We start from the raw sequence: 16,594 nt of genomic DNA, 5'->3' as shown, positions 1-16,594 counted from the left end.
CGGCCTAGACCTCCAGCAGATCGCGCCGCCGCAGCGGGCGGGCAAAGAGTTCGGCGAGATCGGCGGCCTGGTCGAAGCCGTGGATCGGCGAGAAGACGAGTTCGATCGCCCACTTGGTGGTGAGCCCTTCGCCTTCCAGCGGGTTGGCAAGGCCGAGGCCGCAGACGGTGATGTCGGGCCGGTCGGCGCGCACGCGGTCAAGCTGGCGCTCGACATGCTGGCCTTCGGAGAGGCGCACGTTCGGGCCGAAGCTTTCCAGCTCGCGGGCGAGGTGCGCGCGGTGGAGATAGGGCGTGCCGACCTCGACCAGCTCCATGCCGAGCTCGTCCTGCAAGTAGCGGGCGAGGGGCACTTCGAGCTGCGAGTCGGGCAGGAAGCTGATGCGCTTGCCTTCGAGCTGCGGGCGCAGCTTGGAGAGCGCGATGCGTGCGCGCTCGCGGCCGGGCGCGAGGACCTGCTCGGTCAGCGCGGCGTCGACGCCGAATTCACGCGCGGCGGCGCGCACCCAGTCCGAGGTGCCTTCCACGCCGAACGGGAACAGCGCCTCGATCCGCTTCGCACCGCGCCCTTCGAGCGCCATCGCGGTGTCGCCGAGGAAGGGCTGGGCGAGGAGGTAGCGGGTGTTGGGGCCGACCGCCGGAAGCTCGCGGGCATTGCGCGCGGGCAGGCAGCCGACGCGGGTAATGCCGAGATCGGCGAAGAGGCGCAGGAACTGGTCCTCGACGATATCGGGCAGGCTGCCGACGATCAGCAGCTCGGCCGGAGCTTCGGCGGGCAGGGCGGGCATCACCGGCACCAGCGCGGCAAGGCATGCGTCTTCGCCTTGCGTGAAGGTCGTCTCGATCCCGCTGCCGGAGTAGTTGAGGATCCGCACCCGCGGCATGTGCACCGCACCGAGGCGCTGGGCAGCCTTGGCGAGATCCAGCTTGATCACTTCCGAAGGGCACGATCCGACAAGGAACAGCGTGCGGATGTCCGGGCGGCGTTCGAGCAGGCGGTTCACTACCCGGTCAAGCTCGTCCTGCGCATCGACCATGCCAGCAAGGTCGCGTTCTTCCATGATCGCGGTGGCAAAGCGCGGCTCGGCGAAGATCATCACGCCAGCGGCCGATTGCAGCAGGTGCGCGCAGGTGCGCGAGCCGACCACGAGGAAGAAGGCGTCCTGCATCTTGCGGTGCAGCCAGATGATCCCGGTGAGCCCGCAGAACACTTCCCGCTGCCCGCGTTCGCGCAGCACCGGGCGCTGGGCCTCGGCTTCGGGGCGGGCAAGCTCGGCAGCGCAGCCATCGAGGAGAGTGGCGGCGCTCATGCCGTCACCGCCTGAGGAGCCAATGCGCCCTCAAGCCGCGCCATGCGCAGCTTCCACAGGAACTGGCCGGCGTTGATGACATAGGCGGCGTAGCCCGCCAGCGCGACCAGCAGGCGCTGCTCGGTCGAACCGAACCCGCCGAAGAGCATCACGAGGTAGAGGCTGTGCAGCGCCAGCACGAGCATCGAGAAGACGTCTTCCCAGAAGAAGGCGGGGGCGAACAGCCATTTGCCGAACACCACCTTCTCCCAGATCGAGCCGGTGATCATGATGGTGTAGAGCACGCCCGTCTTGACGACGACTGAGGCGTCGGCGGCCCATGCGCCCTCGCCGGTCGATAGCGTCCGCAGCACCAGACCGAGGCTGACGAGGAAGACGAGAAACTGCACCGGCGCGAGGACACCCTGCACGATCGTCCAGACCGACTCGTCGCGCCGCTTCCGCTCGTCCGCGGTGTAGAGTGCGCCGGGTTTGCCCCTCTCGTGGCCCGCCCCCTTCACCTTGGTGTTGGGTTCGACCGGGGATGCAGGATCCTTCCGAGTCATTAGTCGCGTCAGCCTTTTCTCTCAGACTCGGAGGTTTACGCTTTCCAACATAAGTGTCAACTCAATTGGACGTTCAGTTCTGTTGACGACTGGCCTATCATGGGTAAGGTCGTTTGCGCCAAGAGCGAAAAAGGCGTAGATAGGAGTCGCTGGCTTTTCGGGATCAGAGCCAATGGCTGCCCTCGAGGCAGTCACTACCTCCTGCGGAAGGTTCGTCCGCACGACCTGGGAGGGTCTGACGAATGGGAGAGTCCAAGGCATCGGGGATGTTCGGCGCCGGCTTGCGCGGGGTCATCACGGCCCCGCTCGAAGCCGTCCGCCGCAGGGCATCGGGGCAGGCCGAACAGCACGATTCGGTCAACACCATCATCGAGAGCGAGATCATACCCCGCCTGCTGATGGCCCATTCCGCCACCGAGACCCGGACCCGATCCCGCCTGCTGCGCGCGATCAGCCCCGATGAGGCCGCAGACTTTGCCCTCCTGCCCTTGCGGCTGGAAGCGGCAGCTCTCCTCGAAGAGGTCGACGGCTTCATCGCCAAGGGCGCCTCGGTCGAGACCATCTGCCTCGATCTGCTCGCCCCCGCCGCCCGCAAACTGGGCGAGATGTGGGAGCGCGACGAGTGCGATTTCCTCGACGTTACAATGGGTTTGTGGCGACTTCAGGAAGTGATGCGCGAAGTCGCGGCGCGCTCGCCGGTCGACTTTGCCGGCCTCGCGCTGCCCTTCAGCGCGCTGTTCTCGCCGATGCCCGGCGACCACCACAATTTCGGCACGCTGATGCTCGAGGAGGTCTTCGCCCGCGGCGGCTGGCGCAGCGAGGCGCTGGTCAAGCCCGAGCGCCGCGAGCTGCTCGACCGGCTCGCCCGCCAGCCCTTCGATCTCCTCGGATTGACGCTGGCCCGCGATTGCCCTAGCGCGGCATTGAGCAACCTCATCAAGGCGGTGCGCAATGTCTCCGCCAATCCCCACATCATCGTGCTTGTCGGCGGGCGAATGATCAACGAGAATCCCGGAATGGCGATGGAAGTTGGGGCCGACGGCACAGGGGCAGACGCGCTTTCGGCGCTCGAACTCGCAAATGGCCTGGTGAAGGTTGCTGCTGACCGTGATCTGAACCTCCGGTAGGTTCGACAGCAGATGCTCACCCGCAAACACTCGATCGAAGGCAAGCACCCGTTCGGGAAGGCGGCTGAGCTGTTCAACACGCTCGATGCCGATGCGGCGATGAAGCTGGCGATGGTCGCGGGCGATGTCACGCTGGTGCTTGACGATACCGGCACGATCCTCGATGCGGCATTCGATCCGCGCGAGTTTCCGAGCTTCGCCAATCTCGTCGGCAACAACTGGATCGAGACGGTCACCGACGAATCCCGCCCGAAAATCATGGAGATGCTCGCCGCCGCCCGGCGCGGCGAGGTGCAGCACTGGCGGCAGGTCAACCATCCCTCGCGCGATGGCGACGTGCCGATCCGCTACGCCGTGCTGAGCGTCAACGGGGGCGAGCACCGCATCGCTTTCGGGCGCGATCTGCGCGAGGCGGGGAAGCTCCAGCAGCGCCTGCTGCAGGTCCAGCAATCGCTCGAGCGTGACTATCTCAGGATGCGCCAGCTCGAGGCGCGTTACCGGATGCTGTTCGAGCGTTCGACCGAACCGGTGATGATCGTCGAGGCTGGCACGCTGCGCATCCGCGAGGCGAATCCCTCGGCGCACGCGCTGGTCGGCGCGCGCCCTGGCGGCCTGCCGGGCAAGAAGCTCGCGACCTTCATCGACAAGAGCGCGCAGGAAGCGTTGCAATCGCTCGTGGGTGCGGCGCTGGTGTCCGACACGGTGAGCCCCGCGCGCATCCGCATCGCCCGCGGCCAGCGCGAGGTAATGGCGAGCATCGCCGGCTTCACCCAGGACCGCGGCCAGTTCCTGCTGGTGCGCCTTGTCCCCGCGACCGATCGTCCCGCGGGCGAGTTTTCCCCCGTTTTGGCGCTGGTCGACCAGATGCCCGATGCCTTCGTGGTGGCCGACAGCAATCTCGAGATCGTCACCGCCAATGCCGCCTTCGTCGAGATGCTCCAGGCCGCGAGCGTCGACCAGCTGCGCGGGCGGCACCTGTCGGAATCGATCGGCCGGCCGGGGATCGATCTCGATCTGATCGAAGGCCAGATCGACCAGCACGGCGCCGCGCGCAATGTCGCGACCGTCCTGAGAGTGGGTCACGATATCGAAGGCGAACCGGTTGAATTGTCGGCGGTTCGCACCTCGGGCGAGGATGGCTATTACGCCTTCGTGATCCGCCCCGTGGGCCGCCGCTTGCGCGATCTGCCGCCGGGCCAGCAGGATCTGCCGCGCTCGGTCGAGCAGCTCACCGAACTGGTGGGCCGCATGAGCCTCAAGGACATCGTGCGCGAGAGCACCGACCTGATCGAGCGGCTGTGTATCGAGGCGGCTTTGAGCTATACCTCGGACAACCGCGCCTCGGCGGCCGAGATCCTCGGCCTGTCGCGCCAGAGCCTCTATTCCAAGCTCCACCGCTACGGGCTCGGCAATCTGGCGGGCGACGGCGAGTAGCGCCGCCCGGCCGCTGCGCGCGGCTCGCATTTTTGCCGCCCGACGCCGGTTTTCCGCCATTCTGGCGCCGGGCATCGAGGCCCGCCCCCAAAAAATGAGTGTCAAGCGCGCTGTCATGTCCCGAAGTGACATGCTGCGCGCGCATTTACGATTTTGAACGCCGAAATCGGGGTTTGGCCGATTCGAGGTGTCAAAATAATTTGACGCTCTTGCTTGTCAGGCATAGCCTCGAAATATGGAGCACTCGGTACCTTCGACTCGCACCGTGCCCACCCCGGCAGCACGTTCCGGCCGCGGGCCGCAGCCACGCGATGTGCTCGAATTGCTCAAACCCATCACCTGGTTCCCGCCAATGTGGGCCTTCATGTGCGGTGCCGTGTCCTCGAGCGCAGGCCTGGAGGGGCGCTGGTGGTTCGTCGCGGGCGGCGTGATGCTGGCGGGGCCGCTGGTGTGCGGCACATCCCAAGCGGTCAACGACTGGTTCGACCGGCACGTCGATGCCATCAACGAGCCGCACCGCCCGATCCCCTCGGGGCGGATCCCGGGCCGCTGGGGGCTCTACATCGCGATTATCGCGAGCCTCGTCTCGGCGAGCGTCGCCTGGGCGCTGGGGCCGATCGTGTTTGTCGCAGGCCTCGTCGGGCTTGCGTTTGCTTGGGCCTATTCGGCTCCGCCGCTGCGCTTCAAGGCCAATGGCTGGCTCGGCCCGCTGGTTTGCGGGCTCACCTACGAGGGGCTCTCGTGGTTCACCGGCGCGACCGTGATGCTGGGCGCAATGCCCTCGGCCCACGTGCTTGCGGTGCTGGTGCTCTATTCGCTCGGCGCGCACGGGATCATGGTCTTGAACGACTTCAAGGCGGTGGAGGGTGACCGCCAGACCGGCCTCACCTCGCTTCCCGTCGTGCTCGGCGTGAGCCGCGCGGCGCGGCTCGCCTGCCTCACCATGGCGGGCGCGCAGGTGGTGGTCATCGCGCTGCTGGTCTTGTGGGGCTATGCGATCTCCGCCGTGGCGGTGACCGCCGTGCTCGCCGCGCAGATCGCCGCCATGCCACGGCTGCTGCGCGATCCGGCGAAATATGCGCCGTGGTATAACGGCGTGGGCGTAACGCTCTATGTGCTCGGGATGCTGGCGGCGGCGCTCGGGCTGGGGGGGCATATCTGATGCACGCCCCGCTCGCCTCCGCGCCCGTGCAGACCAAGGGCTTCGGCTGGCTCGCGATCATCCGCATCGGCATGGTGCAGGCCGCGATCGGCGCGCTGGTGATGCTGGCGACGACGGTGCTGAACCGCATCATGGTGGTGGAGTTGAAACTCCTTGCCGCGATCCCTGCCGGGCTGGTCGCCTGGCATTATGCGGTGCAACTGTGCCGCCCGTTGTGGGGCCATGCTTCCGACAAGGGCGGCAGCCGCACCTTGTGGATCATCGGCGGCCTCGTGGTGCTGGCGGGCGGGGGCCTGCTCGCGACGCAGGCGACGCTGATGATGGAGGGCAATTTCCCGCTCGCCGTCGCGCTCGCCGTGGTCGCCTATGCGCTGATCGGCGCGGGCGTGGGCGCGGGCGGGACCTCGGCGCTGGCCTTGCTCGCGAGCGGCGTCGCGCCCGAAAGGCGTGCGGCAGCCGCGGCGGTGACGTGGATCATGATGGTCGGCGGCATCGTCGCCTCGGCGATCACGGTCGGCACGCTGTTGAAGCCCTACAGCCCCGAGCGCCTGATCGAGGTCGCCACGGGCCTTGCCGCGGTGATGGTGGCGGTGACGGTGCTCGCGACCTTCCGGCTCGAGCGGCAGGCGGGCCATTTCCGCGACGCCGCCGACGATGCGCCCGCCCCCGATTTCCGCGCCGCGCTGGCCGAGATCTGGCACGAGCCTGCCGCGCGCCGCTTCACCATCTTCATCTTCGTCTCGATGATCGCCTTCTCGATGCAGGACCTGATCCTCGAGCCCTTTGCGGGGCTCATCTTCGGGATGGCGCCGGGGGATTCGACCAAGACCGTGGGCCAGTTCCACCAGGGCGGCATCCTGATCGGAATGATCGTCGCCGGGATCGGCGGGAGCGCCTTTGCCGCGCGCGCGGCGGGGAGCTTGCGGCCATGGGTGGTGGGCGGCTGCCTTGCCTCGGGCGCGGCGCTGGCGGCGCTGGGTGTTGCCGCAATCACCGGGCCGCCGTGGCCGCTGGAGGCGAACCTCTTCGTATTGGGCTTCGGCAACGGGGTCTTCGCGGTCGCAGCCATAGGCTCGATGATGGGGCTGGCGGGCGCGGGCGAGACCACGCGCGAGGGCGTGCGCATGGGTGTCTGGGGCGCCTCGCAGGCCATCGCCTTCGGGCTCGGCGGTTTGCTCGGCGCGGTCGGGCTCGATCTGGCGCGCGCCGCGCTGGGCGAGGTCGGCGCGGCGTTCCAGCTGGTGTTTGCAGTCGAGGCTGCGGCCTTCGTCTGGGCGGGTCTGCTCGCGGTCAAGGCGACCGGCGCGGCCGCAATCCGGGCGAGCGCGGGCGAGGGTAAGAGGGAGCAGTTCGCATGAACCACACTATCTATGATGCGGTCGTGATCGGCGGTGGGCCCTCGGGCGCGACCGCGGCGACGGACCTTGCGCTGGCGGGCCATTCGGTGCTGCTGATCGAGCGTGGCGGGCGGATCAAGCCCTGCGGCGGCGCTGTCCCGCCGCGGCTGCTCGCCGATTTCGACATTCCCCAATCGCTGCTGGTCGCCAAGGCGCGCTCGGCCCGGATGATCGCGCCTTCGGGCCGTGCGGTCGACATGCCCGTGGGCGAGATCGGCTATGTCGGCATGGTCGACCGCGAGGAGTTCGACGAATGGCTGCGCGAACGCGCGCGCCACTCGGGCGCCGAACGCCTTACCGCGACCTTCGAGAAGATCGAGCGTGACGATCAGAAGCACCCGCTCGTCACCTTCCGCCGCACCCGCGGAGGGCCGATCGAAAGCGTGCGCGCCCGCGTGGTGATCGGGGCGGACGGGGCACGCTCGGCCGTGGCCAAGCAGTGCCTGCCGGGCGCGGAGCGCATCCCCTGTGTCTTCGCCTATCACGAGATCATCAAGTCGCCGCCCAAGAACACCGACCAGTTCGATGCCTCGCGCTGCGACGTCTATTATCAGGGCCGCCTCTCGCCCGATTTCTACGCTTGGGTCTTCCCCCACGGCGAGACCGCGAGCATCGGGGTGGGCAGCGCCAACAAAGGCTTCAGCCTGCGCGGCGCGATCGCCACGATCCGCGACGACCTCGGGCTCGACCGCTGCGAGACCGTGCGCCGCGAAGGCGCGCCGATCCCGCTGAAGCCGCTGAAGCGCTGGGACAACGGCGCGGACGTCATTGTCGCCGGGGACGCCGCCGGGATCGTCGCGCCGGCCTCGGGCGAGGGGATCTACTATGCCATGGTGGGCGGCCGGATGGTCGCCGAGGCCAGCGCCGCCTTTCTCAAGACCGGCGAGGCCAAGCAGCTGCGCACCGCCCGCAAGCGCTTCATGAAGGAGCATGGGCGGGTGTTCTGGGTGCTCGGGGTGATGCAGTATTTCTGGTACTCGTCCGACAAGCGCCGCGAGCGCTTCGTCACCATGTGCGACGACAAGGACGTGCAGGAGCTGACCTGGCAGGCCTACATGCACAAGAAGCTGGTGCGCGCCAAACCGATGGCGCACGTCAAGATCTTCCTGAAGGACACCGCGCACCTGCTCGGCCTGAGCCCGGCGCACTGAGCGCGAGGGGGCAGAGTGCCGCGCGGGCGGCCATTGCCAGGAGGCGACGATGCAGCCTAGACTTGTGCTCATGAAGCCGACGATCGTCATCCCCGTCATCGTGGCGACCATCGCTGCGGCCTGTGTCGCCGCGCTGGGCGCGACCGTGACCGATCTGGGGCCGTGGTATCAGGGCCTTGCCAAGCCCGACTGGAACCCGCCCGACGCGCTGTTTCCGATGGGCTGGACGCTGATCTATGCGCTGATCACGCTGGCGGGCGTCGCGGCCTGGCGCGCCGCACGCACCTCGGCTGAGGCGGAGTGGGTGATCGGGCTGTTCGCGCTCAACGGCTTTCTCAACATTACCTGGTCGATCCTGTTCTTCCGCTTCCAGCGCCCCGACTGGGCCTTTGTCGAGGTGGTGGTGCTGTGGCTCTCGATCCTCGCGATGATCGTCTATTGCGGCCGCTTCTCGAAGGGTGCGGCGCTGCTGCTGGTGCCCTATCTCGGCTGGGTGAGCTTTGCGGGCGCGCTCAACTGGGCGGTGGTGCAGCTCAACGCGCCCTTCGGCTGAGGCCGGACGGGGCGGGGGATAAAGCGATGATCGCGGCCTTCTTCGCCAGCGGCCACGCGGCCGATCTGATCCTTGGCGTGTTGCTGGCGGAGGCCCTGTGGTTGCGCCTTAGGGCCGGGTGGCGCTGGGGCAGGGTGATCGGCCTCATCGGCCCGGCGGCGCTGATCGTGCTTGGGCTGAGGGCCGCGCTGACGGGGGCGGATTGGTGGTGGATCGCGCTCCCGCTCGCCGCCTCGCTGCCGCTCCACCTGATGGACCTGCGCACCCGCCTCGATCCCTGAGCCACCAGTTCTCCCGCCTGCACGCCGGGCATAGAAAAACCCGGCCAGGCTTGCCGCCCGGCCGGGTCTTTCATCTCTGGCGGAAGCCGGACCCTCGCAGGCCCGGCGCCCCCTCGGTGTGTCAGCCGCCCTGCGCGGCCTGCGCGGCGCCGCTCGGATCGTAGTTGATCGTGTCGGGCGCGTAGTAGTGCTCCTGGGCCCACAGGTACCAGTTGTCGACCACCGTGCCGGTCAAGAGGATGCCGATCCCGCCGGTAAGCGTGGTCAGCACCGCGAACCACCAGGCCCAGCGGTGGATCGACTCGAAGGTCGCATTGAAGCCCATCACCCAGCGCCAGAACAGCGCGCCGCGTTCGGCAGCCGTCCCGCGGTCGGTGATCTGCTCGATCTCGCGCTCCCCGCCGTAGCGGCCGAGAGCCAGGATCGTCGCCCCGTGCATCGCGAACAGCACCGCCGACCCGTAGAGGAAGACGATCGAGAGCGCGTGGAACGGGTTGTAGAACAGGTTCCCGTAAGTGAGCGAGAAGTTGTTCGTCCAGTTGAGGTGCTCGAAGATGCCGAAGGGCACCGCCTGCGACCAGTCACCCAGCAGCATCGGGCGGATGAAGCCCAGCACCAGGTAGAGCCAGATGGCCGAGGCGAAGGCCCAGGGAATGTGCATCCCCATGCCGAGAGCCTTGGCGCGGGTGTAGGTGCGCACCCACCACAGCAGGATCGAGACCGTCAGGCTGAAGCCGGCGAGGATCCACCAGCCACCCTTCTCCAGCGGGACGAAGGGGCTGAAGCCGTATTCCGGCCCCGGAGGCGCGAGGTAGAGCCAGAAGAACTCGCGCATGAAGCCTTGCGGGCTCCAGTTCACCTGCGCCCAGAAGTTGAGCCCGATGATCATGATCGCCAGCGTGCCGAAGGCAAGGCTGAGCATGCCCGACCAGCCGAGATAGACGGGCCCGAACTGGGCCTGCCCGATCTTGCCGAGCCAGTAGTTGTATCCCGTATAGGGAAGGCGGATATCTTCCTCGGGTGCCAGCGGGACACCCATTTCGGGTGGCCCCTTGACCTGCACCTGCGTGAAGATGTTCTGATAAGTCGCCATGGTTCAGGTGCTCCTTACGACCAGATCGGGATCTTCTTCCAGAAATCCCAGAATTCGATCCAGCTGCCGACATACAGAGTGCCGGAGATGACGATGCAGATGGCGCTCCAGAACCCGGCATTGAGTGCCAGGAACAGCCCCACCCGGTGAATGCCGAGCGTGCCGACCGAATAGCCGATGAAGTCACGGAAATAGGTGTCTTCGTATTCGGGCGTCTTGACGTCGGTGCCCCCGCTCGGATTGACCGCCGACAGCACCAGGCCGCCATGCATCGCGAGCGCGAGACAGTTCGTGAAGAAGAACGTGATCGCGAGCATGTGCACGGGGTTGTAGTGGAAGTTGCCGAAGGCGTAGCCGACGTTCGAGACCCACTCGAGGTGGGTCCAGATCCCGTAGGGGAAGCCGTTGCCCCACGCGCCCATCCACAAGGGACGGATGACGTTGAGCGAGACATAGGCGAAAACCGCGACGCTGAATGCGATCGGCACATGGTAACTCATGCCGAGCTTGCGCGAGATTTCCGCCTGCCGTCCGACCCACGATGTGAAGGCGATGACGGCGCAGCAGGTGATGATCTGCCAGTATCCGCCCTGCTCCATCGGAGCGAGGCTGAGGCCATATTCGATCGGCGGCGGGTTGATCGAAATGAGCCACGGGTTGAGGGTCGGCCCCTGGGTTGCAGCAGCAAAGATCAGCATGGTGCCCAGAAGGGCGCTGATTGCCGCAGTCACTCCAAAGAATCCGACATAAAACGGCCCGACCCAGAAGTCGAAAAGGTCGCCGCCGATCAATGTGCCACCGCGGACGCGGTATTTCCGCTCGAAACTAAGGAGCGCCATAGGTCCATCCTCCTCGCCACAAGGGCGGGTGCTATAGGTTGTCGACGAGTGTTAGGAGGCAGGCAGGCGAACCTGCCCCCTCACATTTCGTGGGTGCTATCCCGCCGCCGGAGCTTCCGACGAGGTGACAGCAGCCGCAGCCGGCGCAGCGCTGGCGTCTTCGAGCCAGTTGTAACGATCGGTGCTGAGCAGGATGAAGTGGATGGTGAACGCCAGGACGGCGAGACCAACGTGCAGCGCCACGAGGGTGCGGCGGATGTCAAAGTAGAACCAAAGTCTCCACATGGTGAATTCCTTCGAATGTTTCGCAAAGATAGTCGGGGTGTCAGCCGTGAAGGCGCGAGGGATTACCCCGGCCGTGCGGCAGCAAACCGGCTATCGATCAGATCGGCAGCCAGGGCTTGTCGGCCCAGACGAGCGCGTGAGCGACGAGGGCGATCACCACGTAGATGGTGAAGGTGCCCGTGAAGCCCTTGTGGATTTCCTGAGCCTCTTCAGGGGTCAGGTGAGTCCCGATGCGTTCATTCATTGGGTTGTCTCCGTTCAGTTGGGTGTGAGTGGAAGCCCGAAGGCCCCCGTCGGCATCCCCGCGTGATCCCCCACGTGGATTGGAGAGCCCCCTGTGGAAGGGGGGCATGGGCTTGTGCCGATGCGGGGATTGCCCGCAGCAGCGACAAAGGGTGGTGAAGGGCGGTTTGCATCATCGTCATGCTCCCGTTCCTTCGAGCAGTGCCTCGGCGAGGCAATCTGCCGTAACTGTGGTCTCGCCCCGCTGGCGCGCGGTCCGCTCGGCCGCGTCGCGCAAGCGCTTGGCGGCGGAGATGCGGATCAGCACCGGCTGCGCTTCGACAAGCTGGTCGAGCTTGGCCTTGGCGTCATTGTCCCAGGTCAATTGGGCCTCGTTGCGCGCCGGGGTCGGATCGACCTTGTCCATCTCGGTGCCGAGCGGGAGGATGTGGAACAGCGCATCGAACAGCGCATTGCACACTTCCTGCACCAGATAGGTCGCGCCCGAATAGCCCATGAAGGGCGTGCCGGTGTGGCGGCGGATCGCCGCGCCGGGGAAGCTTGCGGGGATATACATCCCGCGCGCGCCGCACTCGGCCATGTACATGCGCTCGTTATAGCTGCCGAACACCACCAGCGGCGGGTTGGCGCGAATCGCGGCGCGCACGTCCTCGTTCTTGGGCTTCACGCCGGCGCAGCGCGAGAAAGCGAAGGCGCAGGGCAGGCCCATGTCGTCTTCGAGGAAGTGGCGGATGCCACGCGCGTAAGTCTCGTTAGCGACGATGCCGAAGCTCGCGGTGCCGAAGAAGTCCTGCGTGACCGAACGCCACAGGTCCCACAGGGGCTTGATGGTGGTGTGCTTCTCGCGCTCGATGAAGGGCTCGGGGTCGAGCCCGAGCTCGGCGGCGAGCGCGCGCAGGAACTTGGTGGTCTGCGACAGGCCGACGGGGGCCTGGAAATAGGGCCGCTCGAGCGTCTCGCACAGATTGCGGCCGAACTCGCGGTAGAGGCAGACATTGGCGTCCGCGTTCGCCAGCTTGGCGATGTCGGCAAGGTGGGTGCCGAGCGGGAAGACCACGCCGACTTCCGCGCCGATGCCTTCGACCAGACGGCGGATCTCGGCGAGGTCGGAGGGCATGTTGAACATGCCGTAGCTCGGCCCGATGATGTTGACGACCGGCTTCTCGCCCTCGCGCCTCTCGCGGCGGGCGGGCATCTTCTTGGGGCCGAATTCGGTCCACAGCCAGGTCAGCGCGCGGTCAGCCGATTGCCACTGGTCCTCGTCGATGGTGCGCGGCAGGAAGCGCTTGATATTGGTGCCCTCGGGCGTGACGCCGCCGCCGATCATCTCGGCGATCGAGCCGGTGACGACCACGGCGGGCAGTTCGGGATCGAGGGTCTTCCACGCGCGCTTCATCGCGCCTTCGGTGCCGGTCTTGCCCAGCTCTTCCTCGCCCAAGCCGGTGACGACGATGGGGAGTTCGTGCGGGGGCAGGGCGTCGGTGTAGTGCAGGACGCTGGTGACGGGCAGGTTCTCGCAGCCGACCGGGCCGTCGATGATGACCTGCAAGCCCTTCACCGCAGTGAAGACGTAGGTGGCGCCCCAGTAACCGCCGGCGCGATCATGATCGAGGACGAGCGTCATGTGCCGATCGCCTCCGACGCCTTGCGCGCGGCCTCGTTCAAGGCGGCGTATTTCTTGCGGAACTTGGGCCGGTCGACCGGGAGGTCTTCCCACACGCCCGCGGCATGTTCAGTGCCGACGCCTTCGAAGAAATCGCGCATCGCATCGAAGCGCGCCTTGTTGCCCATCGCGGCGTTGATCACGGTCGCAAGGCTGCCAGCCCCCGCCGGGCCCATCAGCGGGCGCGCGGAGATCAGGTTGGTGAAATAGAGGGCGGGAATCGCCTTGGCCTTGGCGTGCTGCACGACGGGCGTGGTGCCAATCGCGAGATCGGGGCGGTATTCCTCGACCGCGGCGATGTCCTGTTCGAGGCTCGCGCGGAACTGCACCTGCACGCCGCGCGCCTCGAGCCATTCGCGGTCGGCGTCTGACCACTTGGTGCGCGGGCAGGCGGAGCCGACATAGCGCACATCCGCGCCGCTTTCGACCAGCAGGCGGGCGACCAGCAGCTCGGAGCCTTCATAGCCCGAGACGGTGATCCGCCCCTTGATCGGCATATTGGCGAGCGCGCCCTTGCAGGCGGCGATCATCGCGTTCTTGACGCCGTCGACCTTGGCCTGCGGCAGGCCCATGACATCGCCCAGCGATTGCAACCAGGCGGCGGTGCCGTCCGCGCCAACGGGGGCGGAGCCGATGACCGGGCGGCCGGCGGCTTCGAATTCGCGGATCGAAGCGGTGTAAAAGGGGTGGATCGCGGCGACGACCGCGCAATCCAATGCGGCATAAAGCTCGCGCCATTCGCGGGTCGGGACGACCGGCCCGGCAGCAAGGCCGAGAGGTGCCAACATCTGGCCGATCACCACCGGATCGGCCGGGAACATCTCGCCCAGCAGCGCCACCGAGGGCAGGTCGGAGCGTTCGCGCGGGGCCGCAACCGGCCCGCTCATCACTTCCTCGCGGGCATATTGCAGCATCGCGCCCGCCAGCACGTCCTTCGCCTCGGCGTGGGTCGGGATGCCGAAGCCGGGGACATCGATGCCGATGATCCGCACGCCGTTGATCGCCTTGCCGAGCAGCCGCAGCGGCACGCCGCTCGCGGTGGGGACACACAGGTTGGTGACCACGATGGCGTCATAGAGCTCGGGATCGGCGAGGCCTTCGACCGCTTCCTTGATGTCCTCGAACAGCTTGCCCGTCACCAGCGTTTCCGAGGAGAAGGGCACATAGCCCACCGTCCGCCGCGCGCCGTAGAAGTGCGAGGTGAAGGTCAGGCCATAGACGCAGCAGGCCGAGCCCGAGAGCACGGTCGCAGTGCGCCGCATTCTCAGGCCCACCCGGAGTGACCCGAACGCGGGGCACATGGATTGGGGTTGGTCATGCGGGCCGACGGGGTAGTCGGCCGCATACTGATCGAGGATCTCGCTCTTGCCGGCGGCGCGGGCGGCCTCGTTCATGGTGTCCTTGGACGCGCAGGCGCCCGCACCGGGATCGAGATCGATCCGGTCGGCAGAGCGCTGGGGCGCGTCAAAGGCGGAATGCTCGCTCATGCCTCGTCGTAGACCACTTCGAGGCTGGGCCTCGTCTCGAACACGCCGCCGCGCATGTCGGCCTGGGTCGCGGGGACGAGCTCGACATTGCCGCCCACCACATCGGCGCTGAACAGGCCGAGCAGCCCGTCCTGATCGAGCGGGTTGGGCCGCAGCGGCGGAGCGGTGGCGACATTCTCGGCCAGGGTTTCGAACAGGCTGCCCCACTCGCCGCCGGGGATGCCGATGATCTGGTAATTGGCGCTCTTGCGGCGGATGTCCTCGTTGGCGGGGATCGCGGTCAGCACCGGGATGCCCACGGCCTCGGCAAAGGCATGGGCCTCGCCCGTGCCGTCGTCCTTGTTGACGATCATGCCCGCGACGCCGACGTTCCCGCCCATCTTGCGGAAATACTCGACCGCCTGGCACACGTTGTTCGCGACATAGAGCGATTGCAGGTCGTTCGAGCCGACCACGATCACCTTCTGGCACATGTCCCGCGCGATCGGCAGGCCGAAGCCGCCGCACACCACGTCACCCAGAAAGTCGAGCAGGACGTAATCGAAGCCCCAATCGTGGAAGCCGAGCTTCTCGAGCGTCTCGAAGCCGTGGATGATCCCGCGCCCGCCGCAGCCGCGGCCGACTTCGGGGCCGCCGAGCTCCATCGCGAAGACGCCGTCGCGCTGGAAGCACACATCCTCGATGCGCACTTCCTCGCCTGCAAGCTTCTTGCGGCTGGAGGTCTCGATGATCGAGGGCGTCGCCTTGCCGCCGAACAGGAGGCTGGTGGTGTCGCTCTTCGGATCGCAGCCGATCAGCAACACGCGCTTGCCCTGCTGGGCCATCATGTAGCTCAAATTGGCGAGCGCGAAGCTCTTGCCGCTGCCGCCCTTGCCGTAGATCGCGATGATCTGGGTTTCGCTCTTCACCTCGCCGGTGTGGACCGGATCGGGCTCATGCGAAGCCTCGTCGCGAAGGTTGGCCGCCTGGGTATCAAGCACGGACATCAGCATTCGCTCCAATCGAGAACCATCTTCAGGCAATCGGGATCGCTGAAGGCTTGGGGGTAGGCGTCTAGCGCCTCGCCGGCAGGACGCCGGTTGGTGACGAGGCCCTTGAGGTCGAGCCTCCCGCATTCGATCAGCGCCCGCGTTTCGGCGAGGTCGCCCGGCTGCCATTCGGCGGCGACGCGGAAATGCGCCTCGCGCATGAAGGCGGCCGGAAAGGCGAAGCTGACGCGTTCGGAATAGAAGCCCGCGAGCACGATCTCGCCGCCCTTGGCGAGGCGCATGATGAGCTCGTCGATCAGGCCCGCGTCGCCGCTGGCATCATAGATCGCGTGGTAATCGCGGCGCTCGTCGGCGGCGGGGTCGATGACGTTGTAGCCAACAGCGCCCGAGCGGCGGGCGGGGTTGGTTTCCCACACGGTGGGAGCCGCGCCGCCCAGCGCCAGCGTCAGCCGGGCGAGCAGGCGGCCCAAGACGCCGTGGCCGATGATGAGATCGGGCAGCGCCTCACGCCGGGCAAAGCCGCCCTTGATCGCGTGTAGTGCCGTCGCCGCGAGGGCACAGAGCACCCCGGCCTCGCCGAGGTGTTCGGGGATCGGCAACGCCCGCGCCGACGGCACTATCACGCGGCGCGCTGTGCCCCCGAAGAGGCCGCGCGCATCGGTGTAGCAATTGGCTCCTGGAACGAAGACCCAGTCGCCGATCCGGGCGCGGGCTTCGGGCCCGGCATCGGTGATGCGGCCGACCGATTCGTAACCGGGCACCAGCGGATAGCCGAGCCCCGGGAAGGGCGGCATGCGGCCGGTGAAGAGGAGTTTCTCTGTGCCGGTGCTGATCCCGCTCCAGGCGATTTCGACGAGAACATCCGAGGCCTCCACGGGCTTCATCTCAAGCGCCCGGAGAGCGAGGCGCTCCGGTGCTTCGAGAATGACGGCCAACGTGTTCATTTCCTCGGTCTCCCTGAGGGGTGGATTCGAGGCGCGAACGCCGAGTCGAAAACCCCGCAGCTACGTTCTCCCAACTGTGTGCTACGCCTTAC

Annotated in this window: 17 protein-coding genes; 7 read left to right on the top strand and 10 right to left on the bottom strand. The window is 67.0% G+C overall.

Annotated elements, in window-relative coordinates; genetic code table 11:
* Window positions 1–4: 4 nt before the first annotated feature.
* Together PFX90_RS14915 and bchF are read right to left on the bottom strand one after the other, a co-directional pair.
* The gene (locus PFX90_RS14915) at window positions 5–1,309 is read right to left on the bottom strand and encodes a ferredoxin:protochlorophyllide reductase (ATP-dependent) subunit N (RefSeq protein WP_285713380.1); all 1,305 of its coding nucleotides are present in this window, start codon (window positions 1,307–1,309) and stop codon (window positions 5–7) included.
* Window positions 1,306–1,854 carry a 2-vinyl bacteriochlorophyllide hydratase gene (gene bchF, locus PFX90_RS14910; protein WP_285713378.1) on the bottom strand — a complete coding sequence of 183 codons (549 nt, stop codon included), beginning with the start codon at window positions 1,852–1,854 and terminating at the stop codon, window positions 1,306–1,308. The genes PFX90_RS14915 and bchF overlap by 4 nt, the downstream gene beginning before the upstream one ends.
* Before the next feature lie 242 nt (window positions 1,855–2,096).
* Here bchF and PFX90_RS14905 point away from each other — a divergent pair, with 242 nt between their 5' ends.
* From PFX90_RS14905 to PFX90_RS14875, 7 genes are all read left to right on the top strand, one after another.
* Window positions 2,097–2,981: a cobalamin B12-binding domain-containing protein gene (locus PFX90_RS14905; protein ID WP_285713376.1), complete on the top strand. Its 885-nt coding sequence runs from the start codon at window positions 2,097–2,099 to the stop codon at window positions 2,979–2,981.
* A gap of 12 nt (window positions 2,982–2,993) precedes the next feature.
* A complete protein-coding gene (gene ppsR / locus PFX90_RS14900) occupies window positions 2,994–4,415 on the top strand; it encodes a transcriptional regulator PpsR (RefSeq protein ID WP_285713374.1) in 1,422 nt (473 codons plus the stop codon).
* Window positions 4,416–4,650: 235 nt separating this feature from the next.
* Window positions 4,651–5,577: a chlorophyll synthase ChlG gene (chlG, locus tag PFX90_RS14895; protein WP_285713372.1), complete on the top strand. Its 927-nt coding sequence runs from the start codon at window positions 4,651–4,653 to the stop codon at window positions 5,575–5,577.
* Entirely contained in the window at window positions 5,577–6,935 is a 1,359-nt protein-coding gene (locus tag PFX90_RS14890; protein ID WP_285713371.1) for a BCD family MFS transporter, read from the top strand. Before chlG ends, PFX90_RS14890 begins: the two co-directional genes overlap by 1 nt.
* Window positions 6,932–8,125, top strand: a complete 1,194-nt coding sequence (locus tag PFX90_RS14885; protein ID WP_285713370.1) for a geranylgeranyl diphosphate reductase — start codon at window positions 6,932–6,934, stop codon at window positions 8,123–8,125. The genes PFX90_RS14890 and PFX90_RS14885 overlap by 4 nt, the downstream gene beginning before the upstream one ends.
* A gap of 49 nt (window positions 8,126–8,174) precedes the next feature.
* Window positions 8,175–8,678, top strand: coding sequence for a TspO/MBR family protein (locus PFX90_RS14880; RefSeq protein WP_285713369.1), 504 nt, complete (start codon window positions 8,175–8,177; stop codon window positions 8,676–8,678).
* A 26-nt stretch (window positions 8,679–8,704) separates the two neighbouring features.
* A complete protein-coding gene (locus PFX90_RS14875) occupies window positions 8,705–8,959 on the top strand; it encodes a hypothetical protein (RefSeq protein ID WP_285713367.1) in 255 nt (84 codons plus the stop codon).
* Between the two features lie 121 nt (window positions 8,960–9,080).
* Here PFX90_RS14875 and pufM read toward each other — a convergent pair whose 3' ends face one another.
* The 8 genes from pufM to bchC form a co-directional block, all read right to left on the bottom strand.
* Window positions 9,081–10,052, bottom strand: a complete 972-nt coding sequence (gene pufM / locus PFX90_RS14870) for a photosynthetic reaction center subunit M (RefSeq protein WP_285713366.1) — start codon at window positions 10,050–10,052, stop codon at window positions 9,081–9,083.
* Window positions 10,053–10,066: 14 nt separating this feature from the next.
* A complete protein-coding gene (pufL, locus tag PFX90_RS14865) occupies window positions 10,067–10,891 on the bottom strand; it encodes a photosynthetic reaction center subunit L (RefSeq protein WP_285713364.1) in 825 nt (274 codons plus the stop codon).
* A gap of 96 nt (window positions 10,892–10,987) precedes the next feature.
* On the bottom strand, window positions 10,988–11,176 hold the full coding sequence (pufA, locus tag PFX90_RS14860; protein WP_017664715.1) for a light-harvesting antenna LH1, alpha subunit: 189 nt from the start codon (window positions 11,174–11,176) through the stop codon (window positions 10,988–10,990).
* Between the two features lie 97 nt (window positions 11,177–11,273).
* Window positions 11,274–11,420, bottom strand: coding sequence for a light-harvesting antenna LH1, beta subunit (gene pufB, locus PFX90_RS14855; protein ID WP_285713363.1), 147 nt, complete (start codon window positions 11,418–11,420; stop codon window positions 11,274–11,276).
* Window positions 11,421–11,597: 177 nt separating this feature from the next.
* Complete coding sequence (gene bchZ, locus PFX90_RS14850; protein WP_285713362.1) at window positions 11,598–13,043, bottom strand: chlorophyllide a reductase subunit Z; 1,446 nt, start codon at window positions 13,041–13,043, stop codon at window positions 11,598–11,600.
* On the bottom strand, window positions 13,040–14,569 hold the full coding sequence (gene bchY / locus PFX90_RS14845; RefSeq protein WP_285713361.1) for a chlorophyllide a reductase subunit Y: 1,530 nt from the start codon (window positions 14,567–14,569) through the stop codon (window positions 13,040–13,042). Before bchY ends, bchZ begins: the two co-directional genes overlap by 4 nt.
* Window positions 14,566–15,561, bottom strand: coding sequence for a chlorophyllide a reductase iron protein subunit X (locus PFX90_RS14840; protein WP_419180106.1), 996 nt, complete (start codon window positions 15,559–15,561; stop codon window positions 14,566–14,568). Before PFX90_RS14840 ends, bchY begins: the two co-directional genes overlap by 4 nt.
* Entirely contained in the window at window positions 15,555–16,502 is a 948-nt protein-coding gene (gene bchC / locus PFX90_RS14835) for a chlorophyll synthesis pathway protein BchC (RefSeq protein WP_285713357.1), read from the bottom strand. Before bchC ends, PFX90_RS14840 begins: the two co-directional genes overlap by 7 nt.
* Window positions 16,503–16,594 lie beyond the last annotated feature (92 nt).

The organism is Erythrobacter oryzae (assembly GCF_030271515.1).
Taxonomy (GTDB): Bacteria; Pseudomonadota; Alphaproteobacteria; order Sphingomonadales; family Sphingomonadaceae; genus Erythrobacter; species Erythrobacter oryzae.
This window is presented reverse-complemented; position numbering and strand designations above follow the sequence as displayed.

Bases quoted from the DNA above. Each gene is read 5' to 3' on its own strand.
- PFX90_RS14915 (WP_285713380.1), bottom strand. From the start codon at position 1,309: ATGAGCGCCGCCACTCTCCTCGATGGCTGCGCTGCCGAGCTTGCCCGC.
- PFX90_RS14905 (WP_285713376.1), top strand. From the start codon at position 2,097: ATGGGAGAGTCCAAGGCATCGGGGATGTTCGGCGCCGGCTTGCGCGGG.
- pufL (WP_285713364.1), bottom strand. From the start codon at position 10,891: ATGGCGCTCCTTAGTTTCGAGCGGAAATACCGCGTCCGCGGTGGCACA.
- PFX90_RS14890 (WP_285713371.1), top strand. From the start codon at position 5,577: ATGCACGCCCCGCTCGCCTCCGCGCCCGTGCAGACCAAGGGCTTCGGC.
- bchZ (WP_285713362.1), bottom strand. From the start codon at position 13,043: ATGACGCTCGTCCTCGATCATGATCGCGCCGGCGGTTACTGGGGCGCC.
- PFX90_RS14840 (WP_419180106.1), bottom strand. From the start codon at position 15,561: ATGCTGATGTCCGTGCTTGATACCCAGGCGGCCAACCTTCGCGACGAG.
- ppsR (WP_285713374.1), top strand. From the start codon at position 2,994: ATGCTCACCCGCAAACACTCGATCGAAGGCAAGCACCCGTTCGGGAAG.
- pufM (WP_285713366.1), bottom strand. From the start codon at position 10,052: ATGGCGACTTATCAGAACATCTTCACGCAGGTGCAGGTCAAGGGGCCA.
- bchC (WP_285713357.1), bottom strand. From the start codon at position 16,502: ATGAACACGTTGGCCGTCATTCTCGAAGCACCGGAGCGCCTCGCTCTC.
- chlG (WP_285713372.1), top strand. From the start codon at position 4,651: ATGGAGCACTCGGTACCTTCGACTCGCACCGTGCCCACCCCGGCAGCA.
- PFX90_RS14875 (WP_285713367.1), top strand. From the start codon at position 8,705: ATGATCGCGGCCTTCTTCGCCAGCGGCCACGCGGCCGATCTGATCCTT.
- pufA (WP_017664715.1), bottom strand. From the start codon at position 11,176: ATGTGGAGACTTTGGTTCTACTTTGACATCCGCCGCACCCTCGTGGCG.
- PFX90_RS14880 (WP_285713369.1), top strand. From the start codon at position 8,175: ATGCAGCCTAGACTTGTGCTCATGAAGCCGACGATCGTCATCCCCGTC.
- pufB (WP_285713363.1), bottom strand. From the start codon at position 11,420: ATGAATGAACGCATCGGGACTCACCTGACCCCTGAAGAGGCTCAGGAA.
- PFX90_RS14885 (WP_285713370.1), top strand. From the start codon at position 6,932: ATGAACCACACTATCTATGATGCGGTCGTGATCGGCGGTGGGCCCTCG.
- bchY (WP_285713361.1), bottom strand. From the start codon at position 14,569: ATGAGCGAGCATTCCGCCTTTGACGCGCCCCAGCGCTCTGCCGACCGG.
- bchF (WP_285713378.1), bottom strand. From the start codon at position 1,854: ATGACTCGGAAGGATCCTGCATCCCCGGTCGAACCCAACACCAAGGTG.